The sequence below is a fragment of the Psychrobacter proteolyticus genome, assembly GCF_039762275.1.
Taxonomy (GTDB): domain Bacteria; phylum Pseudomonadota; class Gammaproteobacteria; order Pseudomonadales; family Moraxellaceae; genus Psychrobacter; species Psychrobacter proteolyticus_C.
Genome location: NZ_JBDLOB010000001.1, coordinates 153037 through 177700 on the forward strand (window position 1 = coordinate 153037; position 24664 = coordinate 177700).

The 24664-nt window shown below is 43.2% G+C and carries 15 protein-coding genes; 5 read left to right on the forward strand and 10 right to left on the reverse strand.

The annotated features are described in order from the left end of the window. The first annotated feature begins 80 nt into the window (after positions 1–80). Positions 81–731 carry an SOUL family heme-binding protein gene (locus tag ABFV72_RS00640; protein ID WP_347161823.1) on the forward strand — a complete coding sequence of 217 codons (651 nt, stop codon included), beginning with the start codon at positions 81–83 and terminating at the stop codon, positions 729–731. A 64-nt stretch (positions 732–795) separates the two neighbouring features. Here the strand turns inward: ABFV72_RS00640 and asd are convergent, their stop codons facing one another. Beyond that, the gene (asd, locus tag ABFV72_RS00645; protein ID WP_347161824.1) at positions 796–1929 is read right to left on the reverse strand and encodes an aspartate-semialdehyde dehydrogenase; all 1134 of its coding nucleotides are present in this window, start codon (positions 1927–1929) and stop codon (positions 796–798) included. Between the two features lie 412 nt (positions 1930–2341). On the opposite strand from asd, the gene ABFV72_RS00650 reads away from it, so the two are divergent. Continuing rightward, the gene (locus ABFV72_RS00650) at positions 2342–3472 is read left to right on the forward strand and encodes an endonuclease/exonuclease/phosphatase family protein (protein ID WP_347161825.1); all 1131 of its coding nucleotides are present in this window, start codon (positions 2342–2344) and stop codon (positions 3470–3472) included. A 473-nt stretch (positions 3473–3945) separates the two neighbouring features. Here the strand turns inward: ABFV72_RS00650 and ABFV72_RS00655 are convergent, their stop codons facing one another. Both ABFV72_RS00655 and ABFV72_RS00660 read right to left on the reverse strand, forming a co-directional pair. After that, the gene (locus tag ABFV72_RS00655) at positions 3946–5337 is read right to left on the reverse strand and encodes a peptidylprolyl isomerase (protein ID WP_341608888.1); all 1392 of its coding nucleotides are present in this window, start codon (positions 5335–5337) and stop codon (positions 3946–3948) included. A gap of 156 nt (positions 5338–5493) precedes the next feature. Further along, on the reverse strand, positions 5494–8571 hold the full coding sequence (locus ABFV72_RS00660) for an LPS-assembly protein LptD (protein ID WP_347161826.1): 3078 nt from the start codon (positions 8569–8571) through the stop codon (positions 5494–5496). Between the two features lie 381 nt (positions 8572–8952). Between ABFV72_RS00660 and ABFV72_RS00665 the strand changes: the two genes are divergently transcribed. Together ABFV72_RS00665 and murU are read left to right on the forward strand one after the other, a co-directional pair. After that, a complete protein-coding gene (locus tag ABFV72_RS00665) occupies positions 8953–10056 on the forward strand; it encodes an aminoglycoside phosphotransferase family protein (protein WP_347161827.1) in 1104 nt (367 codons plus the stop codon). Between the two features lie 46 nt (positions 10057–10102). Then, positions 10103–10840, forward strand: coding sequence for an N-acetylmuramate alpha-1-phosphate uridylyltransferase MurU (gene murU, locus ABFV72_RS00670; protein ID WP_347161828.1), 738 nt, complete (start codon positions 10103–10105; stop codon positions 10838–10840). 178 nt (positions 10841–11018) lie between these two features. Here murU and ABFV72_RS00675 read toward each other — a convergent pair whose 3' ends face one another. The 7 genes from ABFV72_RS00675 to ABFV72_RS00705 form a co-directional block, all read right to left on the reverse strand. Then, on the reverse strand, positions 11019–11135 hold the full coding sequence (locus ABFV72_RS00675) for a DUF2474 domain-containing protein (protein ID WP_101206161.1): 117 nt from the start codon (positions 11133–11135) through the stop codon (positions 11019–11021). 95 nt (positions 11136–11230) lie between these two features. Next, the gene (gene cydB, locus ABFV72_RS00680; RefSeq protein ID WP_057759155.1) at positions 11231–12247 is read right to left on the reverse strand and encodes a cytochrome d ubiquinol oxidase subunit II; all 1017 of its coding nucleotides are present in this window, start codon (positions 12245–12247) and stop codon (positions 11231–11233) included. Then, the gene (locus ABFV72_RS00685) at positions 12247–13743 is read right to left on the reverse strand and encodes a cytochrome ubiquinol oxidase subunit I (RefSeq protein WP_101206159.1); all 1497 of its coding nucleotides are present in this window, start codon (positions 13741–13743) and stop codon (positions 12247–12249) included. Before ABFV72_RS00685 ends, cydB begins: the two co-directional genes overlap by 1 nt. A 451-nt stretch (positions 13744–14194) precedes the next feature. Continuing rightward, on the reverse strand, positions 14195–16672 hold the full coding sequence (locus tag ABFV72_RS00690; protein WP_347161829.1) for an esterase/lipase family protein: 2478 nt from the start codon (positions 16670–16672) through the stop codon (positions 14195–14197). A 299-nt stretch (positions 16673–16971) separates the two neighbouring features. Further along, on the reverse strand, positions 16972–18096 hold the full coding sequence (locus tag ABFV72_RS00695; protein WP_347161830.1) for a tetratricopeptide repeat protein: 1125 nt from the start codon (positions 18094–18096) through the stop codon (positions 16972–16974). 236 nt (positions 18097–18332) lie between these two features. Next, entirely contained in the window at positions 18333–18971 is a 639-nt protein-coding gene (gene coq7, locus ABFV72_RS00700) for a 2-polyprenyl-3-methyl-6-methoxy-1,4-benzoquinone monooxygenase (RefSeq protein ID WP_347162391.1), read from the reverse strand. A 252-nt stretch (positions 18972–19223) separates the two neighbouring features. Beyond that, positions 19224–20555, reverse strand: a complete 1332-nt coding sequence (locus ABFV72_RS00705; protein WP_347161832.1) for an MFS transporter — start codon at positions 20553–20555, stop codon at positions 19224–19226. Positions 20556–21038: 483 nt separating this feature from the next. Here ABFV72_RS00705 and ABFV72_RS00710 point away from each other — a divergent pair, with 483 nt between their 5' ends. Beyond that, positions 21039–24632, forward strand: a complete 3594-nt coding sequence (locus tag ABFV72_RS00710; protein WP_347161833.1) for an autotransporter assembly complex protein TamA — start codon at positions 21039–21041, stop codon at positions 24630–24632. Positions 24633–24664: the final 32 nt, after the last annotated feature.

The following is a 24664-nucleotide window of genomic DNA, read 5'->3' on the forward strand; positions in this document are numbered from 1 at the left end:
GGTCTATTGATACAGTAGAAGTTATACAGGTGAGGTGATAATCATTACCACATCATGCTTTTAGATGCTGGAGACATAATATGAAAAAGACAGCTTACTTATTATTGAGTGGTTCATTATTGATATCAGGAGGGGCTATGGCTACCGAAGAGCCGAAATACACAGTATTGACGCAAGTAGATGACTTTGAGCTGCGTCGTTATGATAAGCAGCTAGTAGCGCAAACGTGGGTGAGTGGTGACCAAGACTCAGCAAGTCGTGAAGGATTTAAGGTTTTAGCGGACTATATTTTTGGTAATAACACAGCACCAAGTGGAGACAGTAGTAAACTTAGTATGACGGCACCTGTCACGATGCAAGCTGATAACAAAGAAAGTGATAATGAGTCACAGAAAATTGCCATGACAGCACCAGTCAGTATGCAACAAGACGATGGTAAGTGGCGCGTGCAATTTACGATGCCTAGTAAATATACAATGCAAACGTTGCCTAAACCAAACAATCCAAACGTTGAGATTATTGAAGTGCCTGCACAGACATACGGTGTGATTAAGTTCTCTTGGCTCGCAGGAGAAGATAAAGTAGCGGAAAAAACCGAAGCGCTGCAAACATGGATGCAAGACCAGAATTTGATGCCTACAGGCAAGCCTGAATTGGCCCGTTATAACCCACCTTGGACGCTACCATTCTTACGTCGCAATGAGGTGATGATTGCGTACCAAACTGAATAGTAATCAGCCCATAAAAAAAGACAGCAATCGCTGTCTTTTTTGTGCTTAATTTAAGCTATCTGAGTTAGACGTTTTGCTCACGGATGATATTAAGCATGCGACGTAATGGTTCTGCTGCGCCCCATAACAACTGATCACCAACAGTAAATGCGCCTAGATACTCAGGGCCCATATTAAGCTTACGTAAGCGACCTAGGGCAACAGTTAAGGTGCCAGTCACTGCCACTGGAGTTAGGCGATTCATGGTAGCTTCTTTGTCATCTTCGACCAAGTCCAACCACTCGTTGCCACTGTTTTTGAGTGCAGCTTCGATTTCTTCTAGCGGAATGTCTTTTTTTAGCTTGATCGTTAGGCCTTGCGCATGACAACGCATGGCACCGACGCGTACACACATACCATCAATAGGAATCGTACTGGTTTCATCATTACCCAAGATCTTATTGGTCTCGACGCCGCCTTTCCATTCCTCTTTTGACTGTTTGTTTTCTAGCTGAGCATCGATATAAGGAATCAAGCTACCTGCCAATGGTACACCGAAGTATTGTTTAGGGAAGTCTGCTGAACGCTGAGTCTGAGCGATTTTTTTATCAATCTCAAGAATAGCACTAGCAGGGTCAGCCAATTCTTCTTGGACGGCATCACGTAACACACCCATGCCATTGATGAGCTCGCGCATGTTGTTTGCGCCAGAGCCACTAGCAGCTTGATATGTCATGGCGCTGACCCATTCGACCCAGCCTTTATTAAACAGCTCACCGATAGCCATCAGCATCAATGATACGGTACAGTTACCACCGATAAAGTCTTTTTTGCCATTGGCTAGGGCACTATCAATAACGTTACGGTTGACTGGATCAAGAATGATGATGCTGTCATCTTTCATGCGCAGCGTACTTGCCGCATCAACCCAATAGCCGTTCCAACCACTATCACGCAATGGCTGATGGACTTTTGACGTATAGTCACCACCTTGGCAAGTAATAACCACATCACAAGCAGCAAGTGCGTCAATATCATGAGCGTCTTTTAGTTGGTCGGTTTCAATACCATCGAATTTTGGTGCATCACCACCAGCATTACTGGTTGAAAAAAACACGGGTGTGATACCGTTGAAGTCGTTTTCTTCCTGCATACGTTGTATCAATACTGACCCTACCATACCGCGCCAGCCTACCAAACCTACTGTTAAATCACTCATGAAGTTCAATCCTATTTACAATTATTTGTTGCATCGTCAACCGATAACAATGCCGTGAATGGCGCGAAAAAGCAAGGCGTTTTGGCTATTATTTGGTCGTTTTCCATATACTATTAACTATGTCGACTATAACTTTAAGTTATTACTATTGAAGAGGTACTTGGCTATCTGACGACCTTAAAAATATGATGTTAATAAAGCACTCATTATATTGAATGAGCCAATATTGTAACGTTTTATGATAGTTGTCGCATAATTGAGACTCACCAGTAGGCGAGAATCTTCTGAAATGCTAAAGTAAGTCTCAAACACAATTACTCGACGTTAGTTATTTAACGTCAGGTGAGTTACAGCTTAACCAATATACATCATCAGCTCTATCGACACTTTAATCAACGGTTAGTACCTACTTATGGATCTCTCACTATTATATTACGCCTTACAAGGTCTAGCAGGATTCATCGCCTTTGTCACAATCTGGGGCTGGTTGCCACTGGATAACTGGTGGGTGCGCGGTGTTGAGTTTCCACGTATTCAAATCATGGTGCTTGGTATTATCGCTTGGTTTGGCATGTTAGTGTTTTTCTCAGAGTGGGAGTTATGGCAGTGGATATTGTTTGTTGTATTGAGCGGTACGTTAGCATTTCAGCTGAGAATGGTACTGCCGTATACTAAGCTGTGGAAAAAAGAAGTTCAAAAGGCAAAAGATAAGCCAGAAGGGCAAGCGCATCAGATAAAAATCATGGTATCAAACGTATTGACACCCAATGACGAAACGCAAAAGCTGGTCGATTTGGTTAAGCAAAAACAGCCTGATATCTTAATTACATTAGAAAGTGATAAGAAATGGGAGCGAGCCTTACAGCAAGTCGAGTCTGACTATCCCTATACCGTGAAAGTGCCACTAGATAATTTATATGGTATGCATTTGTACTCTAAGCTTGAGCTGATTGATCCTGAAGTTAAGTACTTGATGATTGATGATATACCGTCTATTCATACTCAATTGCGTTTGCAAGGAGGCCGCGTCATTTGGTTATATTGCTTGCATCCCATGCCGCCTAGTCCAACTGAAGCTGATAAGTCCACCACGCGTGATGCTGAGCTGCTCATGGTAGGTAAACATATAAAAGAAAACGACCAAACGGCGATACTGGCAGGTGATCTCAATGATGTCGCATGGTCAAAAACTACTCGTCGCTTTCAGCGTATTTCTGGCTTGCTAGATCCTCGCATTGGTCGACATTTTATTAATACCTTTCATGTTAAATACCCATTTCTGCGTTGGGCTCTAGACCATATTTTCCATAGTGCCTGCTTTACGGTAGTTGATATTCAGCGTATGCCGTCCGTAGGATCTGATCATTTCCCTGTGATGACTACCTTGCAATATGAGCCAGAAGAAGCAAGTAAGCAAGAAGGCAATGCGCCTACTGCACAAGCAGAAGATATCCAAGAAACTGACAACAAAATCGAAGAAGGCAAGAAAGAAGGCGAAAAAGTGTCAGAAGAGCACAGACAAGAGCAGCGCAGTTTTGGTTAATAAAATAGGCTGTTTATTAACGGTAATACATAGAGATAATGTAAGCATATGCTTACGCAAAATAGAGTCTTTAGCTTCTATCGGCACCAAATTCATTGGCCTATAATACATCCATCAACACAAGGATACGCATGGATGTAGTGTTGAGACAGTATCAATAAAAGCACAGGTCAGCCCGCTGTCTTATATAATACTGTTAAATGACTTAGGATGAGTCAGCACGGAAGAGAGATAATAACAATAACATGAAGTATTGAAACCCTGAACCAATCGCCCTAGGTTCGGGGTTTTTCTTTGTATGGATTTTGATTTGGTAAAGTTTAGAATGCTTAACTTTGAGATTTTTTAAAGCCTCCAGTTAAATATTTAACTGCGCAAACAAAAGAAGGGTATATGCCATTGCATATACCCTTCTTTATTTAAATCGATTCAATATTCTAGCTAACTTAATACTATTAGCTTATTGCAACATATTAGCCAAGTATCTGAATATAAGCGCCAGCACGTAGCTCTTGTAACCAGTCTTCTTGAGCTTGTGGTGCTAGGCGTTGATACAATGCTTGACGTGCCATATTGCGACGATATTGCTCGCTAATATCTTGATCGCGCTTACCATCAACTTTGAGGATATGCCAACCAAATTGCGTCTTAAATGGCGCAGAATAGTCGCCAACCGCCGTATTCTTCATTGTGGCTTCAAATGGACCAACCATATCTTCTTCGCTAACCCAATCAAGGTCACCGCCACGTCCCGCAGAACCTGGATCGTCTGAATACGTTGAAGCTAAACTAGCAAAGTCAGCGCCGCCACGAAGTTGCTCGTATAGATCATTGATTTTTTGTTCAGCAAGCGCGTCAGTTTGTAGGTCATCGACTTTAACGAGGATATGGCGAGTATGCCACTGTGGTATCAGCATCGTATTGCTGGCTTTTTTATCAGCAAGCTTAATGATGTCAATACCTTCAGGAGTCAATAATGGCTCGCTTACGGTACCAACGTCTAACTTGGTAATTTTGCTAGACAGCTCTGTCGGTAAAGAGGCTGCCTTATGAAAGCCCATATCTCCACCTTGCAATGGAATCGGATAGCTACCTTGGCTAGCAGCAACGGCTTCAGCGACGTTGACATTTGGCTCAAGCAAACGCGTACGTAATGCCTGCGCCACTTTTAATGCTTCTTCACGTTGAGCGGCCGATAGGCGACTATAGTCATCTATATAAGGCACACGTACGTGAATGGTTTGATATTCGCTTTGATTCAGACGTTTGGCTTCAGGTGAGGCCAAAAATGCATCAATATCTTGCTCGCTAATACGTACTCGGCGAGTAATTTGACGCTGCTGAAGCGCTTGGATAGAAGCCTCTTCGATCAGTTTGGCGCGTAGATTGGCATAACTACCAGGTTGCGCTGCATCTAGACGTTGCTGTAATGCTGCGATGCTATTAAGGCCTTCAGCTTGAGCGATTTGACCAAGACGTTGATTGATCTCTGCTTCATCGGCAGACAGTCCCGCGCGTTTGACCATAGACAGTTGCAGTTCACGCAAAATAAGTGCGTTTAGCACTTCAGACTGTAGTTGTGCTGAGTTTGCAATAGGCTCACCAGCAGCTTTGGCACGTGCTTGAGTTTGCTCGATAGCATCAACCAGTTCGCTTTTTAAGATAGCATTTTCATTGACTAGGGCAATAATACCGTCTGTGCTGTTGGCTGGCGTCAAGCGATCAACTGAGCTTTGCGCAGCAGAAGTAGAAGCTTGAGCCGCTGCAGGTTTGACAGTAGCAGCGTTGGCACTTAACGTAAGCGTAAGGCCTGCCATAGATAGCAATACTGCTCTGCTAGTCTGACGTAAAGAAAAAAATCTCATGATGCTCCTCATCAATGTCATTGCATCGGATGGTAGTTGGTCAACTCTATCCAATACTCTTAATAATAAAATATTCGACAGCGTTTCCCATAATAGGGGTTCAAATAGTGTCTTATAAATATTTACGTAAATAACTCTAATCTAGCAAAAAACTGGTTAGTCTTTCCATGCCGTCTGTACAGGTTCAAAGCCCAAAATCTTATCAGCAAGCAATCGTGTCAAGCGGCTACTACCGCTGCCAAGACCATTCAATCTAACTTCTGCCATAATAGCTTGTGTTGGCTCGTCTTTTACGTTTAGGTCATTGTAATAGCGGCGACCATAAACAGCAAAGCCGAAACAGCAATCTTCGTAATCAACGCCGATAAGTGAATCAAGCATCTTGTTACGATTATAATCGTACTGACCCTGAGCCAATATACGCCAGCTGTTATTGATAGGGAAAACAGCAGAAGCGGTAAACGCAGATAATGGCAACTGATCGGTATTGTCATCACGCTGACGTTTAACATAACCCACATTAAATAAGCTATTGTCTGATGGCTGATAACGAAGTTCAGTCGTAATGTAGTTCAAATCATAATTACTGGTTAGGGCACCGCTGACATCAACCCAAAAATTATTGTAAGGCTGAGTGCTGGTATCCCATACCATACCTGAAGAAGACGAGGTAAAAACTGGCTGATCATCATCAAGTGTTACGCGTCCATCATCTAGATAGAACTGTTCTGCAATGCTACCATCAAAACGTGTCACACCCGTTGCATCGATGTAACGATAATTGACGCCAGGCGTAATAGAGTGCAAATCCTGCAAACGATCATGACCTAAGAACCAACTGTCCGAAAACAGCTGCTCATAGTTAATCGAGGCAATACGCGTATTAAAGTTAGGAATGTCGTTTTGGTTCTTATACGGTGAATACGTATATTTTACGCGTGGGCTAAGTAAACGATAGCCGCCCATCGTATCGTCAAACGCACCAAATGGTGAGCCTGCTTGATAGAAGTGTAGACCTGCATCGATACTGGCTTGCGGAACAAACACCGATTGACTGCCATCTTCTTCACTAAGCTGATTATCTTCTAAACTATCTTCATCATATGACGTATATAGATGCTGCAAGCTCAGCTTAGGTTTGATATAACCCCAAGAGGTTTCCATCGGGTAGGCGGCGCTCAGTTTATTATAAATACGTGCGCCACTTTTTTCGTTTTCAGAGCCATCATCGATAGATTTTTTGAAGTATGCAGAATCATGAATACCAGTGATATCGAAGCGCTCGGCCCAAGGCAGGCGATAATTTAATTTGAGCTGTGGCAAGCGTGAGTACGGTTTGTCTTTGTCTTCTAACGCCTCACCGCTATCAGTGAATGCATCTAGAGTCTGGAAAGTTTCTACTTTTAGTTCACCATCGACATAATCATTGTAATAATTGACGCGGGCACGACGTGGCAAGTTTATGGTGCTGTCTGACAAGCCCAACGTATCAAAATCATTAAGGTAATCGGCATCTGATACATAGTTGTATTCAGCGTCAGCGCTTAATCGTGGAATGCTTTTCGACGACCAAGTATGGTCATAAAACAAGCTGGTACGATCTTCGTCGTCATACTCTTTGTCGTTAGGTAAGTATGAACCGTTTAAAATACCTTCTCCATAACTCTCAGTCAGATAGCGGAACTCACCTGATAGCATGGGGTTACGGTCAGTATAAATATGCGTGTTAAGAGTGGCATCATAGTTAGGTGCTAAGTTGAAATAATAAGGGATATCAACTTCAAGACCGCTTTCACTACTGACACTGGCACTTGGTAATAAAAACCCACTACTACGGCGACTGTCGATTGGGAAGTTAAAATAGGGGAGGTAAAATACGGGTATGTCAGCCACACGGAAAGTAGTGTTATACGCTTCGCCGCGCCCTGTATCAGTATTTAGATCGATACTTTTGGCTTCAAACTGCCATTTACGGTTGGTAGGTGGACAGGTACTAAACATCACCTGATCCAGCTCGTATTCACTCTCGTTCGGTTTGTTTAAGCGTTTGGCATAGCCGTGCGCTTGTAGTCCAACACTAGCAAATGCCACATCATTGGCCGTTGATTGACCAGTCTCAGTATTGTAATTCAAGCTATCTGCAACGCCAATTAGGCCGCTTTGTGCCGCTCTATCATTAAAGCTGGCTTGGCCGTTTTTTGTAGTGGCATTGCTTGTACGCTGTCCAGTCGCATTATCTGTAAACATGACTTTGCCTTGAGCAGCTGCAACGCCATTGCTCAAGTCAATCATGACTTTTTCTGCTTCGATATGCTGAGTGCCTTGGTCAATTTTTACATTGCCTGATAGCTCAGCATAATTAATATTATTGTAATAACCGTAATCAGACTCAGTAAATAAAGGGGCTTGATTGTTCGGAACGCTAGCCACATTTGGTGCTGGTTGTCCGTTTGCCGTACCAGCTTCATTCACAGCACGTTGATAATTAGGGTTACTCTGCGGATATACCCATTGACCTTCACAGCGCTGGGCACTGTCCACGGCATTTGGCAGTAGACGTAAATCTCTACCGACCTTTGGAATCGTCTGTGCGGCAGGCATGGCATTATTATGAGTATTGTTTGCTTCAGTGCTGATAGTGTCATTGTTTAATGTTGAAGCATCGGTATCTGGTGTTAGCTCATAAAACTCTGCTAAGCGCATTAAGCTGGCTTGAATACTCTCGTCATCAAGATTCAGCTTGCCATTGTCTGTTGTTATCGCTTTAGGGACAAAGGCATTGCTATCTGGTGTATTACTGCTTGGTTGGTTGCTAGTTTCTGTATTTAGATTAGCAGCATTAGAAACTTCATTGCTAAAAGCTTCAGAGTCAGCAACTTCATTAATCTCTGTGATATCCGTAATATCTAGGTCATTGTTCTCAGAGAGTCTGCCATCTAACGCCGTATCATTCGATAAAGTAGCGTTATTCGCATTAGCAGAATTAGCATTGTCTTGATAGCTGTCATTTAGAATATCTGCTTCTTGATAGCCATCATTGCTTTGAGTACGACTAATACTATTGGCGTCAGTCGCCACACTATTAGAAGCATAGCTGCCTGTACTATCCGTAGTGAGTGGTTCAGTTTTTTGCGTATTGGCATCACCAATGGCAGCACTGACAGTTAGGCTAGATAAGCCTAAGGCACCAAATAAGATCAAGCGGATGCTTTGGTAAAGCGGAGAATATAACAAGGGCACACCTATGATTGCAGAGCTTATTGGATTGCATGACTGAGTTTAGTAGCGGTATCACCGAACGATATAAAGCAGTGAACGAGCGACTAAAATATGACTAATGTATTCTCAAAAATTTGGATGTTTTACATATAATGACGACTAATCATAGTCAAAAAAAACCAAATCAGCTACACTATTTACCAAAATTTATAATATAGCCATGCTGATTTTTAAGTAGCGATAGCGATTCTATCCGACATCAAGTATTGAATGATATAGCAATACGTCTGTGGCAGCTTGTATAGCACCGACACATATCGCTATTTTAGCAAGTATTTGTCAGACTTATCACTACTTTAATTATTTATGACTTATATTTAACCAGCGATGCCCAATATGACTGACAAAACGACTTTAGAGACTGATATGATCGATGAAAATAACAACCGTCAACAGCAATTAGAACAATGGTTACAGCAAGTATTTTTAGATCAAACTTTTAGTCTAGACAGCTTACCTGGCGACGCTAGTGCCCGCCGATATCATCGTATCGAACTATCAGAGACAGACAATAGCACCAATAAGCATTATATCGTCATGGACTCCGCTGACGAGCAAGATGCGATGCTGCAGTTTATCAATGTTGCTAAGCTGATGGCGCCTGCTGTCAACGTGCCGACTCTGACGGCACAAAATGTGGAAAAAGGATTTTTGGTATTACAAGATTTTGGCACAGTAGAGTTTGCCCATTTGCTTGTTGATGCCACCTCAGACCAAATCAATGACTACTATCAGCTAGCAATGCAGACATTAGTGGCGCTACAAACGGTACCAGTAGAAACGGCAAAGTCGCAACATCAGCTGCCAGATTATGACACAGCACTACTAGACCGTGAGATGGATTTATTTAGCGAATGGTTTATGCCTTATATTGGTATAGCGCTAAATGAGCAAATTTGGGGAAACCTAAAAACAGCGTTAATGAATGAGATTTTGCGACAGCCACAAGTAGTGGTACATCGTGATTATCACAGCCGCAACCTTATGCAAGATCAAGCAGATAAATCAAAGTTGGGTGTGATTGATTTTCAAGATGCTGTCATTGGCTCGTATGCTTATGATTTAGTGTCGTTAGTCCGCGATGCTTATGTTGAATGGCCAGAGAGCCAAATATCTGCATGGATTGATGACTTTTGGCAGTTACAAAAACAGAAATCACTAACCACTGCTGATAGCGCGGTGCAGTTTGAAAACGATGTGAATGTCATAGGCGTACAACGTCACTTAAAGGTATTAGGGATTTTTATTCGTTTGTCTGAACGCGATGGCAAAGACCGCTATTTGGCGGATATTCCTAAAGTCATGCGCGATTTGATTATTGAATTAAACTGGCTTGCTGAACATGGTAATGATGAACTAAAGCAATCAGTTATACCGTTTAATCAATGGCTACAAGAGGCAGTGCTACCTGCTTATAAAGAGCAGTTTGCTTCAGCGTAGATGACGCTCAGCTAAATTAATTTAAATAATAAAGATAGGAGCGCAGATGTCTACCTCTACGATTACACAAGCCATGATTTTGGCAGCGGGCAAGGGCACACGCTTACGTCCATTAACACTTGAGACACCTAAGCCTTTGGTTGAAGTCGCAGGTCAGCCGCTTATTGTATGGCATATTAAAGCGCTACAAGCAGCAGGCATTACCGATATCACGGTCAATGCATCATGGTTAGCAGATAAGCTAATGGATACCTTAGGCGACGGCTCACAGTATGGCGTAAAGCTGCATTGGTCAGTAGAAGATGATGAGCCACTTGAAACTGCAGGCGGCATTTTTCAGGCATTACAATCAGGTAAACTAAAGGATGAGCCGTTCATTCTGGTCAATTCTGACGTATGGACTACCTATGACTTCTCTCAATTAACAGATTATACATTGGGAGCGGATCAGCGCGCGCACTTGTTATTGATAGATAATCCAGAGCATAATAATGGCGGCGATTTTGCGATTAATAATGGCCTCGCTAGTGAACAACCAGTGGGCGATGCAGATAAGTATACTTTCGCTGGTATTAGCGTAATGTCACCAAAATTGGTAGAAGGGCTCGTATCAGGACAGCCTGCTGCATTGGCACCATTACTAAAGCAAGCAATGATAAAGTTTCAGATTACCGCTGAAGTGACGACAGATAATTGGATAGACGTGGGGACACCAGAGCGTCTAACACAGGTTAATGAGTTTATCGAACAGAATGATATCGAGCATGCAGGTAAACCAAACTGATAAATTTAAGATAAATAAAAAGCAGCGTCGATTATTCAACGCTGCTTTTTTTATGCATATATAATTATTTCTTACGACATGTCTAAAAGGTATATTGGTAAGACAAAAATGCAAGTTTAGCATCTAGCAAGCTATTTATTAGCTAACTAGCACTCAATCATATGATTAGGTAATGATGCTAAACACCCATGGCCAGTTTAATTAGCTGAGCAATGGTAAACACCACTAAAAACCCTGCCAAATATAGACCTACAAACCATGCCCATTGGGATTGTTTTTTACTGAACTTTTTCATAGAGATCTCCTGATTAGCGTATGAAGTGTGACTACCATCTATAAACGACGATAGCCATCCTTTTTAGCCGATCCGTTGCTCACCGCGATTAGCGACTAGTACATCGGATTGTGATCAGATTTACCTTTGAAGGTATAGTAAGCAAATGCTGTATAGCTCAAGATAATCGGTAACATGATACAGGCGCCAATCAGCATAAATGATAATGAAGTATCGGCAGCAGCAGCCTCATAAATCGTCATTTGATACGGTACGATATAAGGGAATAGGGCGAAACAAACCCCAATATAACCCATTAAAAATAGAGCCACCGTTAGTAAAAATGGACGATACTCACGCTCAGTTTTTAAGTCTTTACGCATGATAAAGAATAAGAGCATGACAATGATAGGCATAGGAGCGAGGTATAATAAATCTGGGAAACTAAACCAGCCTTCTAATGCGTCGATGTCTGAGAAGTACATAAACGCTGTGACCACAACCATCGCTACTAGTAACGCAGTAAGCATCCATCTAGAAACTTGGCGCGCCCATACTTGTAATGTGTGCTCTGTTTTTATGATAAGCCACGTTGAACCAAGTAAAGCATAGCCGATAATCATGGCAAATCCGCACACAATCGAGAAGGGCGTGAGCCAATCAAATGGGCCACCAGTATATAGACGATTACTGGCTTCTAAACCTTGCACTAACGCCCCAAGCATAATGCCTTGAGAGAAAGTGGCAACGACTGAGCCGACAAAGAAAAAGGTATCCCATACATGCCGACGTGAAGAGGATTTGAAGCGAAACTCAAACGCCACACCGCGCATGATAAGGCCGAACAACATGGCAGTCACGGGTAAATATAAGCCTGTCATGATGATGCCATAAGCAACAGGGAATGCTGCGAATAAACCACCACCCCCTAGCACTAGCCACGTCTCATTACCGTCCCAAAATGGCGCGATAGAGTTCATCATTCGGCTACGGTTTTTATCTGAGCCTGCAAAGGGGAACAAAATACCGCAGCCTAAATCAAAGCCATCAAGCAGTACATAGACAAAGACAGACAAAGCAATCAAACCGCCCCAAATGAGAGGTAAATCTAATACATCACCGAAGTTAAACATTAGCGTAATCCTCCATCATCGACATCGTTTGCAGGCTCATCTAAGCCTTCTTCAGTACCTTTGGCAGGATTACTATCACCACTTAATGCGCGGCCTTGACTCTCGGTCACTGAGTGCTCGTAGAAGTTATCTTCTGCAGGATCTGTATAAGGTTTCGGCCCTTGAGCAATTAAGCGCAAGATATAAAAGCTGCCTGCACCAAAGACAAATATGTACAGTACGATAAAGCCAATCAACGTCGTCGCTACTTGCTGTGCTGCAAGCGGAGACATACTTTCAGCAGTACGAATCACACCGTAAACCGTCCAAGGCTGACGTCCCGTCTCGGTTACGAACCAACCTGATAGTAAGGCGATAAAACCAAGCGGTGTCATCATCATCCAAGCACGGTGGAACCACACACTGTCAGTATTGAATTGCTGTTTTTTGAAGTATTTGTATAGACTGAATAGGCCGACCAGTACCATAAGCATGCCAATACCAACCATGATACGAAATGCCCAAAACACAATAATGACGGGTGGTTGATCTTCAGGTGCCCAGTTTTTGAGCCCTTTAACTTCACCATCTAATGAGTGGGTAAGAATCAAACCGGTCACATAAGGAATTTTTACTTCGTACTTATTGGTCTGATTTTCTTGATCGGGAATCGCAAAGAGACGTAGTGCGGCACCGCGCTCATCCTCCCAGAGCCCTTCCATCGCAGCCACTTTAGCAGGTTGATGCTCAAGGGTATTTAGACCATGCTCATCACCAATCAATACCTGCGCAGGCGCAACAAAGATGGCCATAATCATCGCCATGCCTAGCATCACACGACCATGCGCGCGGTGCTCGACATGCTTTTTGGATTGAATATAATATGCGCCGATACCGCCGATGACAAAGGCAGTGGTTAGAAATGCTGCGGTCATCATATGAGCGTAACGGTAAGGGAATGAAGGGTTAAAGATAATTTCAAGCCAGTCGGTAGGATAGAGTAGGCCATCTGCACCCATCATAAAACCCTGAGGGGTCTGCATAAAGCTGTTGGCGGCTAATATCCAAAAACCTGAAATCAAGGTACCGATAGCAACGATGGCGGTTGAGGCAAAATGCATGCGTTTGCTGACGCGGCCCCACCCAAATAGCATAATACCTAAGAAGGACGCTTCCAAGAAGAACGCTGTCAGTACCTCATAGGCGAGTAATGGGCCTAAAACGTTACCGGCTTTATCAGAGAATACAGCCCAGTTGGTACCGAACTGGTAGGACATCACCACGCCTGATACCACGCCTAAACCAAAGACGACAGCAAATATTTTGACCCAATGCTTGTAGACTTCAGCATAGATAGGTTCACCAGTTCTTAACCAGCGGAATTCAAGCACCGCAAGCCAGCTGGCAAGACCGATAGAAAAGGCAGGAAAGACGATATGGAACGAGATAACAAAAGCGAATTGGATACGCGCAAGCATCAGCGCATCGAGCTGGTCAATCATAAATGTAGCGAACATAAACGGTTACTCTCATCTGTTAGCTGAATAGCGCTGACTTCCATACAACGCTCAAGTAACTGTCCGTAACTATCCATCGATCAAAGTGGCAAACATTACGGGCAATAGCTCAGTGACGTGGACTTAGCTCCATTAGACATAAATTGTGGCTAAGTTTGCGACTCACTGTTTAGCTGAATTGAATAATTTATGTCCTTATAAATTTACATATTACTGTCATGTGCTATAGATATATTATGCGCTCACCTAGATACACACGCAAGCAACCCAGTCTGTCTGTTGCAGACCTCAGAGTCACCAAAATAACATAATTCAAACATTGAAAAATAAAATTAATATTATTAAAAACAAAGCAGTATGCGTGAACATACTGCTTAGTTGAAACCTATGACTGATATTTAAAGGTTGCGATTTATGCGCCAAAAACTTTGTAAAATAACAAAAATCTACATCATTCTTGTAGCTGCTTATGCAAAATTCTTCGCAACGTCAAAATGGTCTGCGGATTGGTCTGAATACTATGACCACCATTGATAATTGTCTCAGACGCAGCGCCGTCGAGATGGGCGCTGTTATAAGGAACGATACCATCTGACAACCGTTCGGTCAGTGCCTGACTGATATCATCATTGACTGTCACAGCGGCAACAAGTGGCTCGGATGGTAGCTGTGATGTCTCAGTATTATCACTCACATCAACGCTCGCCTTTTCATGTCCAGAGTTGTCTTCTACCGCTTGAGACAAGTCAATCTTGGCACCGTTTGGTTGCGTTTGCGCTAGTCCTTTAGTGATATCGGCATCGTTATTGGCAATGATTGAATGGTAAGTAACACGCTCATTAATAGTGATGTCTTTGGTTAACTCTATAAAAGAAGACTTGTCACTTAACTGGCTGGCACCGTTCTGCAAATATAATGCGCCGAGCGGGTTTTGCGCCAAATCGCCTTGTGTGGCGATGGTCGCTAAATTATCCGTGAATGTTTTGACCAGACCTACAGGTAAGTAAACGATACGGCGTAGCGCACGGGTAAACCAACGATCTGCATAATCGGTACCACGGAAAGGTGCAGATAGAAAGACAGCGGTGTCTACTTGTAGCAATGCCTGTAGCTCAAATCGTTCCTTTAACTCATCTTCGCCAAAAGACGTCTTGAGCGCGTTACGGATTTGCTGTTTCTCATTGCTAGAGAGGATATCTTTGTCATTAAGCTTATCTAAATCATCGACTAAATTTTCATCAGATAGCATCATACGAGCGATGATGGCACCCATACTATGACTAATAATCACACTATTTCGACTGGCACGATTTTGTCCATTGGGATCAGTCTGCTGATACGTGCTGTTGATTAACTGCTGAATCTGATAACGATTTTCTAAAATAGGCAGGTTGGTTGGATAGAATATTTGCCAAACTTGGTAATTATCACGCAGCTTGTCATCATTAAGAATATCATTGGTTAGATTGACCCATGTGGCCGGACTAGAGGCTAGCCCATGCAACATAATCAACACGCGTTTATCAGGATCATAAGGCTCAAGCATGAAGAGTTTGGGCAGCTGAGCATCTGGCTGGCGCGTAATCAAGTTTAAATAACCCACACCATCTAACTGATTTTCTGATAACCATAAGCCATATCCCGCCGAAAAGTTGGCTGCCAGTGGGTAATCATCATTGAGGATATTTACGGATTCAGTTTGGTACGGGTTATATAAATGAATATCAAGCTTACGACTGCCTAGCGCATCTAATACGCTATCACCGTCTGGTTTAATCAGCCCAGTCAATAGCAGATGTCCCGTGGGATAAATACGTGAGCTTGGCTCGCTGTCGTCCGTGTTTTTATCTTGATTTGTCAGCCGACCAGATAAGGAGGCGACCAACAATTGACGGATCGTGGTGGTGTAGCGATCATCCAACGACGCCACCAAGCTGATGCCTAAACCGGGACGCTTACTCACAGAATTGAGACCAGATAGTCGCAGCTCATAAGTGGATGATAAGTCTGCCAAAGCGGAAGTTTGTTTATGAGCGTTTTGCAGATAGTTGTTTTCGTTGGGCAAATAAATATCAAGGTTATAGTTATCTACTGTCACTTTCATGACTTTGACTTGGTCTGTTGCTTTGCCCTTTAGTGGAGGTCGATTGGCAATCGCTGCTTCATCCGTGTTGTCACGCTTGGTAGAGGTTATCGGCAAATACTCTACTGTCGTATCACCCATCAATTTATTGGCGTTTTCAGTCGACTGATAAATTTGAGTAATAACGTCATTGCTAGCAGCGTTATAAATATCTTGGGTTTGGATGTCGTTGTCATTTGGAATACGGTTTTGCGCACGAGTGCTATTGCTATTTTGTTCTGCACCTTCGAAGTCATGGGTCAAGCTGTCATAAAATAGGTAGGTGTAGCTGTATTTGACGGCATCAAATAACCTTGCTTGATAGTCGGTCAAACACAGGTCGGTTTCTTTTTGCTGCGTTTTGGCGTCATCATCACTTAAGGGCGCGTTGGCGTAATACGGATCAAGTGGCGGGCGTGCAAGCGCATTACGACAGTTTTTTGAATCAGATAGTTGACGCGCTTTTGCATAGTGCAGTTCTGCAAAAATAGCCAAAGCAGGGCGATAGTGTCTGTTAAGCATACTGTCAGAGAGCTGAGTCAAGCATAAGTCAAATTGCTGCATACAGGCTTGCTCATTCAGTCCTGCTGATAGTAAAGCAGATGCTGTGTCGCTACTTAACGCATTGTCAGTGACGATATTGCCGCGCTGCGCTGAAATGGTTTTGGCCGAGGCTTGTTTATCGACCGTCACCGTACTACACGCTGGTAGCAATACTGCTGCCGCCAAAAGCATAAGTGACGTAATGGGCAGAGTTTTTTTATTAGTATGCATTACTGTATGTTTGCTAAAGCCAGCGAAAATCATAAGTCAGTCCAATAAACGGTGGTTATGAGAGTATGAGTAATGAAAGTAGCAATTGATAATGAGTGTAGCGCAACTTTTGACGTTAGACTATTCATTTGCAGTTCTACAAAAACATGTGTTAAAACGAATGGGTTTCTACTAGTCGAAAAAAAGCGCTTTCGTCTTATAGAGATAAAACAAAAGCGCTTGGTATTTGAAGCTTAGATTATTTATTAGAGATTTGACCTAGTGAAAGTCTTATGAAACAAATATCTTGTGAATCAACCCCTCAATAGCTAGTCTCAACAAGTACAGCGTTTCTAAGCACCTGGTTTTACACTGATATCAGGAGCAGGGATATCCCAAATATAGAACTTACCTTCTTCAACGAGTTTGATTTGTTGAGGAATAACAGTATTGTTAGGGTATTGCCCTTCAAGACGACGTAAGCGTTCTAACGCATTAGCGCGGCGGTCACTAAGTAGATCTGACTGTGCCAAGCTTTGTTCTGCTTCGGTGTACCCTAAAGCGACAGCGCGGTCTAGATATTTTTGACCTTCTTTGAAGCCGCCGCCTTCTGATAGCATCATGCCGTATAGGAAGTTAGCCTCACCACTATCAGGTTGCAGCTTGATAGCGCGATCGACGTACTGGCCACCACGTACCGTGTAGTCTGAACCCAAGTCTAGGTTACGACCCATACCGTTTAGCTTAGCGGCACGAAGCAATACATCAAAAGACGCATCTGGCGACTTGGCATATGGTTCGATCCAATCAGCCAATACTTTGATTTTTTCACGTGTGTAATGGCGCTGTGAGCGGTTAGGGAAGTTTGGTGGATAGTGACGCGCGTTAGGAGATACGTCAGCGATGAAATCATCTAACAAACTGACATCAAGCTTATCAGTACCTAGCCCTTTTTGTTGCGGAATCAGTACGGTTTTGACAAAGCTCATGTCTGAGAGCTGTACTTGCGGTGTAGGAATATTCGGAAGTTGTCCGCTACGCAAGTCGATACCGGTAGCTGTCATTGGACCAGGCTCGTAAACGCGGGTAGTGCCGTTCATGACAGGTGCAGCAGCAGGCGACATCATTTGCGGTGTTTGAGGTTGAGCAGTACTAACAGATGCATTGTTTTGCAGAGTACCGCTTAGTTGCATGTTAGTTGTTTGTACATTAGTCGGCTGGTTGTTGCTCGCAGGTGTTGCTGGCAAGCTTGTTTGTGCGGCATTGGCTTGAGCAGGACTGATAGCTGCATTAGGACGAGCAAGACGAATCACACGTTTGCTTGAGTCCATTGCACTAGGTACAGCCGTTGCAGTGGCGTCAGTTTCTGCTGCATTCACAGGTGCAGATAATAACATGGCACAGGTTGCAGCCATGACGGTCAACGTTGCAAACTTCGGTGACTTAATAGAGTGGCTACTAGAGAGAATCGCTTTCATAAAAATCGTTACCTTGTTTAATTTATTTGGTTGTTATTCATTGATTGGACGGTAATATAAATAGCGCATTGCTGCAAAATCGTACAAATTTTTAATACCGTAGCAAATTAAGCTTTACGCTATCTGTGGTAGGATTGTTAATCACTAGAATTAAGCAAACCTACGTAAATCTGTGCAGCCACTGATGAGTAAGAAAATCGACAACAACAGCTAATCACAGTACCTGTAACCATAAGCTATAAGTGATAAGCAGTGTCTTTCATGCGATTTGCCATCCATCGCATGGTTCGACGTACTGGAGGAGATAAAGCAGCACCGCCACTTGCAAGTGCTAGCTCACGATGATGCAGCTCCTCTTTATCCATTTGTGCCAGTATTTCTTTTGAGCGCTGATCATGTTCAGGTAACTGCTTGATATGATCCTGTAGATGCTCGCTGACCTGTGCTTCTGTCTCCGCTACAAACCCTAGACTAAACTCATTGGAGATCGCGCCTGCGACTGCACCAAGTCCAAAAGACATACCGTACCAAAGCGGTGTAAATATGCTGGCATGGCTACCAAGTTCACTTAAGCGAGTCTCGCACCAGACCAAATGATCGACTTCTTCTTCGGCCGATTGTTGCATGGCTTGTTTGACACCAGTGTCTTTTGCGGCAAACGCTTGGCCATGGTATAGACCTTGCGCACATACTTCACCTGTATGATTGATACGCATAAGACCTGAGACGTGCCGCGCCTCTGTGATGGTCAGCTCAGGAATCTCATCGCTACTGACGGGCAACGGCCGCGTGCTTTGATTGGAATGGGGCACGACAGCTCGTAATGCCTTATCGACCCCAAGTAACAACTGGTCAATTTTAGATAAAGGACGCAGGGTCATAACTCACTCCTGATGGTGTTAAAAACTGTCAATAAAATAAAGTATGTTACCGTCTAAATGCAACGGTATGATGCGTATTACTATAACAAACAATCTAAATTATCGGCTCGAATATTACTGTCTAGATAGCTCATAAATAACCTATAGATAGTTCGTAGGTTGCTATAGCAATAAAAGCAACGAAGTCATCAGCCCAACATCAGACTATATCTATAGGGCCAAACGTATTTACGGCGCTAAACGTATTTACGGCGCCATACCATCGTTGGTTTGGATAATGGCATGCTTAATATGTTTATTGAGCTTAATGTATAAAAACGCGCCAAATACGATATTCAATAGCCCTGTCACCAAAAATAGCTGCGGCAGCGTAAATCCTAAAACGTTTAAGATAACAATCGCAAAAATCGCTGAGGTAACCATAAATATCGCGTTAAAAATGTTATTTGCGCCAACAATACGTGCTCGATGACTCTTAGGTGCGTAGGCTTGCATAGAAGCATATAGCGGTACGATGTACAAACCCCCGCTGAACCCTAATAAGAATAAATCCGCGAAGACACGCCAGCTACCACTTATATTAAACAAATCACCGATGCCAAGTAATGTGTCATTATTCACATTTATATCTAAACCTGAAAGTGAAAAATACAAATCAATAGCAAAGATACTTAATCCAGCAATACCGAAAGGTAATAGACGCAAGCTGACTTTGTTCTTGGTCAATGTTTTGCATAGCACTGAACCGATCGACACACCAACAGAAAACAATGTAAGCAAGAAAATAACGACTGACTCATCACCAAGCAAAATCACCTTGCTGAACTCTGGCACTTGGGTCAAAAACGTCGCCCCATAAAACCAAAACCAGCTGTTACCAAGAATGATAAAGAACAAAAAAGGCAAAGAGTATAAGTAACGGACAGTGGCTAAGCTGGTCGTAATAATATTCCAGTTAATCTTCAGGTCAGGCTGCATCGCTGGCATATTAGGGATATAGCGCGCGGCTAGATATCCCAAAACAGCGACAACCAACACCGTGGCACTAATCCAATACAATGATTGTGATAGCTGAGTCAAAATACCAGCGACAATCATACCGACTAAAATAGCTAGCGAAGTACCCATCTGAAAAAGGCCGTTGGCGCCGACCAACTCATCTTCTTTCATCGCTTGCGGCAGATAAGCGTATTTGATCGGTCCAAAGAAGGTCGAATGTGTGCCCATCAAAAACAACGCGACAAATAGCAGTGCATACCATTCAAAGACAAAGCCGACTGCAGCAACTGCCATAATGACTAGCTCAAGAAGTTTGATAAACTGTGTGAGCTTTGACTTTTCATACTTATCAGCAATCTGTCCTGCCAAAGCAGAAAACAAAAAGTAGGGCAGAATAAATAACATGGCGGCCAAGTTATTAAGGATGCTGACCTCTACGCCCAATTTACTGGCGGCAGTATAAGTGAGCACCAGTATGAGCGCCTGCTTAAAAATATTGTCATTGAATGCGCCCAAAAACTGGGTGAAAAACATAGAGCTAAAACGACGACGCTTGAATAACTGAAACTGGTTGGACATGGACATTCCTACAGATAAATCGCGACTGATAGAGAAAATAGCGGCGCTGAACGACAATTTTTTTATGATAATAATCGTAAATTTTATTAAAAACTATATCAAGATATAGCATAGGTTTTATCAATATTAAGCCGTATAATAGCAAGGCTTCGGTGAAAATACATGCAGTCAATGCTATGATTCGATATTTAACTAAGTTATGATTTATAAATTTTATGTGATTGCGTTTTAGGGTATAAATAGTAGTGAAAACAAAGGCTACTAACCATTAACACTGACTATAAGCTAGTAGCCTTCTCTAAGCTAGTAGCCCTACAAGACAGTAGACACACAGTGCTAAAGCCGACACTATAGATAACCAGTCATAAAATTAAAGTAGTAAACCATTAATTCCAGATAACTGCTATAAGTTTATTCACCGGTCAGACTTAACGATTGTTATCGTTGATAAGATTGTGCCGCGTGAGCTGATAGGACGTAAAGATGATAAAGCAGCCTTCAACTCGAGCATGCAAGGGTCTAATGATGCAGCGTGACACAGCCATAATCCAAAACGATAGTAATAATTTGAGTATGTATCCAGCAGCGCCGCGTAAAAATTTCAGACGCTCGGCACTGTGCACTGCGCTTGCGACCAGTTTCTTCGGTATAGCACCTGCGGCAATGGCAGATACCATTAATAATGCAAACAATACGGCTATCACCAACTCATCTGCTACTGAGCAAACTGACGGTAATCAAACGCTTAGTAACCAGACTAACAATAGTCAAGCTGCGAATGATCAGGCATCTATCAAGCAATCAGCTACATTGTCAGATGACGATACTCAGCTAGATATGGCTCTAGATGCGCTACGTCTAAAAAAAGCAGTAGAACAAGGCATTATCGATCAGTCAGTATTGGACGACTATAGCGAACAGAGCTTGGGCATTAAAAAACCTAACTCGATAAAGTCAGGCTCTAAAAACTCGTCGACGCAAAATGCCAATGCTCAAAACCTATCTTCTCAGAGCAGTAATTCACAAAATACAACTTCTCAAAACAACAACAGCTCTCAGAATTTAGAGATTTTCCCTGATAGTCCAAGTACTTCATATAATCCAAATAACGCTCAGTCAAACTTTTCTAATTATGACTTGTTGCAACAAGCAACCGAGATTCAGCAGCAGGGTTATCAAATGATGACCCCTGAGCAGATCGATCGTGAGCTAGCTGCAATGGATGCGCAGAATGCTCAAGATATTAATAGTATTAATATTAGCAATAACGACAGTGACTTTGATGCGCCAATCGCTACGTTAGATGACACAACATCGCCAATTGGTCTAGATACAGAGCTAGATGCAACAAACTTGCCAGCACCTAACAACCTTGATACGTTGGGTAGAAGTGAAACAACAGAAGAACAGGCGAGCGCAGCTGAAGGGATGTCACGTCCGATTGAGGTGAGTGGTGCCGTCAGCAATGGAGATGTCGCTAGCAGTGAAGCTATTGTTAAAAATGAAAATGGCTTGACGACTGATGATAGTAGTGATGAGCTGATAGCTGGTACGAATGCGCCTGCCAATATAGAAGGTGCGACAACAGATATTATCAATCCGAATGACTATCTACCAGATTATCAGAATGATACTCAGGCCGTCGATCAAAGTATCGAACAAGCCAATAGACCACGGCCACGCGCGCGCAATAGAGGTAATATCGTGACGCGTCTGTACAATCGCTTTTTTAACGACGGTGGCGTGGTTGCTTTGCCAAATGTAGAAACCGCTATTTATCTAGAGCAAGTATCTGCTGAAGACTCTCCTAATGGTAAGGCTCAGCTGATTGAGGCTGATAATGATATTCAGCCAATGAAAAACATCAAAGCAGCACTAGATGATACTTCCGTTCAGTCGGTTATTGACTTTACTGCGGCATTGCCACGTTTGCGCGAAACAGCACAGAATGCTGCTAAAGCCGTTGGTTACTATGAGGTTGAGCTGCGTTTGACCCAACCTGATCGCGATACGGTCAATGTTGTGATTGAAGAGCTAGGCGAGCCGGTACTAGTAGACAGCCGTATTATTGAGATTCGCGGTGAGGGTAGTGAGCAAGAAGAGTTTGCATCGCTTGAGGCAGACTTGCCACCGCAAGAAGGTGATATTTTTAATCATCGTGTCTATAAGAGCAGTAAAGCGGCTTTAGAGTCCTTGAGCAATACCTACGGCTACTTTGACCAGTATTGGCTGAACAAATCCGTTGATATCATCTTGCCGGACAACAAGGCAGATGTCTCGTTGGTTTACAACACAGGTGATCGTTACGAGTTTGACGATGTGGTGTTTTTTACCTACGACAAAGAAACCAATACGCTGACCCAAGACCCTGATAAGCTACCAGTAGAGCTTTCATTATTACAACAGCTCTATGGCTTTACGCCGGGTGAGCCGTTTTATCGTCCCGCAGTCACTAAGTTTAGTAACGACTTATCGGCAACTCGATACTTTAATACGGTCAACGTCGAGTCGATACTACCACCAACTGATAGTAGTGCAGCTGGTACCTTAGCGTTTGACAATGCTGCTACCGAGGGTAACGACACATTAGATGACGACATTAACAATGTAGACAATGATGGCGTCGCAGATCTGAGTAGCAATGATGGCGCAGCTGCCTCAAATGTCACTGCTAGCACAGAAGATACGGTTAATGATAATAGTGATATAGGTGCAGAGAGCGATGATGCTCTGAGTGCTAGTAGCGGCGAGACGGTCAATGAAGCGGATATCGCTGCTATTGATTTTGAAGCTGATGAAGCTACCCTTGATAAGCTGCAAGCCATCAGACAAAAAGCAGAACGACTAAGCCGCTTGCCGAATGATCGCGTGCTTGATGAAAAAGATCAGGAAGCCGATAATCTATTGGGCAAAATTAGTGACTCAATCAGTAATGTCGCACAAAAGATATTCCCCGACGAAAAAAGTCTGATCGCTGATGAAAACTTTGTTCCGCCAACGCTAGCAGGACGTAAAACGCCGCAAGACGTTGCAGAAAGCAAAAAAGTACCTTTATATGTGTTTGTATATGCGGATAAACCACGTGATGCTCAAGTTGGTCTGGGTTATGGAACAGATACTGGCGTTCGCGCCACCGCAAAAATAGACTATAACTTGCTCAATCGCCAAGGCTATCAAGCGGGTGCAGAAACAGAAGTATCGAGAATCAGCAAAAACGTGGCTGTGTATGCCAGTCGACCATGGAATCATCCGCTCAATGATAAGTTAGATGGGCGTCTTACTTATGAAGAGGAAGTGATTGACCAAGGCGAAGGCAACTTTGATCTGTCGACCACAACGCTGAAGGCAGCTTTGGCACGTAATATCCGTAGTGATACTGGTTGGAATCGCAGCTACTCTGTGCGTTACCGCTTGGATGAGCTTGAGACAGGGGTTGATGGAGCAGCGCTAGATGATCTGCCTATCCGCTTTACCTCTTCAAGTCCGAAACAGCGCGCGTTATTGTTTGGCTATGGTATGAATAAAACAGATACTGACAATGCGACCAACCCAACACAAGGCATGCGCCAGTACTACTCAATCGAGGCTGGTACTGATAGCGCATTCAGTGATACCGATATGGCGATTATTCGCGCAGGCGTCAGTGGTATCTATAGCTTTGGCGAAGACAAAAAGCATCAAGTATTAGGTAGTGCCAATGCAGGTTATATTTGGGCGGATGATTTTTATGATGTGCCTTATAAGTTGCGTTTCTTTGCAGGTGGCGATCAGAGTATCCGCGGTTATGACTATGAGAGCTTGTCACCACTAGATAAAGGCTATCTAACGGGCGGGCAGGTGCTAGCGGTCGGTAGTGCTGAGTATAACTATGAATTTAAACCAGGTTTCCGTGGCGCATTCTTCACAGATGTCGGTAATGCCTATGACAAAGATTTTGATACTGAGACAAAAGTCGGCGTTGGTGTCGGTATCCGCTGGGCGTCGCCTGTAGGAATGGTGCGTGTCGATGTGGCTGCTGGCGTGACCGAGGAAAGCATTCCAGTACGACTACACTTCTTTATTGGTTCACCGTTATAATCGCTTAATGTAGTAGTTCCAAATGTTTAGTC

Bases quoted from the DNA above. Each gene is read 5' to 3' on its own strand.
- ABFV72_RS00640 (WP_347161823.1), top strand. From the start codon at position 81: ATGAAAAAGACAGCTTACTTATTATTGAGTGGTTCATTATTGATATCA.
- asd (WP_347161824.1), bottom strand. From the start codon at position 1,929: ATGAGTGATTTAACAGTAGGTTTGGTAGGCTGGCGCGGTATGGTAGGG.
- ABFV72_RS00650 (WP_347161825.1), top strand. From the start codon at position 2,342: ATGGATCTCTCACTATTATATTACGCCTTACAAGGTCTAGCAGGATTC.
- ABFV72_RS00655 (WP_341608888.1), bottom strand. From the start codon at position 5,337: ATGAGATTTTTTTCTTTACGTCAGACTAGCAGAGCAGTATTGCTATCT.
- ABFV72_RS00665 (WP_347161827.1), top strand. From the start codon at position 8,953: ATGACTGACAAAACGACTTTAGAGACTGATATGATCGATGAAAATAAC.
- murU (WP_347161828.1), top strand. From the start codon at position 10,103: ATGTCTACCTCTACGATTACACAAGCCATGATTTTGGCAGCGGGCAAG.
- ABFV72_RS00675 (WP_101206161.1), bottom strand. From the start codon at position 11,135: ATGAAAAAGTTCAGTAAAAAACAATCCCAATGGGCATGGTTTGTAGGT.
- cydB (WP_057759155.1), bottom strand. From the start codon at position 12,247: ATGTTTAACTTCGGTGATGTATTAGATTTACCTCTCATTTGGGGCGGT.
- ABFV72_RS00685 (WP_101206159.1), bottom strand. From the start codon at position 13,743: ATGTTCGCTACATTTATGATTGACCAGCTCGATGCGCTGATGCTTGCG.
- ABFV72_RS00690 (WP_347161829.1), bottom strand. From the start codon at position 16,672: ATGATTTTCGCTGGCTTTAGCAAACATACAGTAATGCATACTAATAAA.
- ABFV72_RS00695 (WP_347161830.1), bottom strand. From the start codon at position 18,096: ATGAAAGCGATTCTCTCTAGTAGCCACTCTATTAAGTCACCGAAGTTT.
- ABFV72_RS00705 (WP_347161832.1), bottom strand. From the start codon at position 20,555: ATGTCCAACCAGTTTCAGTTATTCAAGCGTCGTCGTTTTAGCTCTATG.
- ABFV72_RS00710 (WP_347161833.1), top strand. From the start codon at position 21,039: ATGATAAAGCAGCCTTCAACTCGAGCATGCAAGGGTCTAATGATGCAG.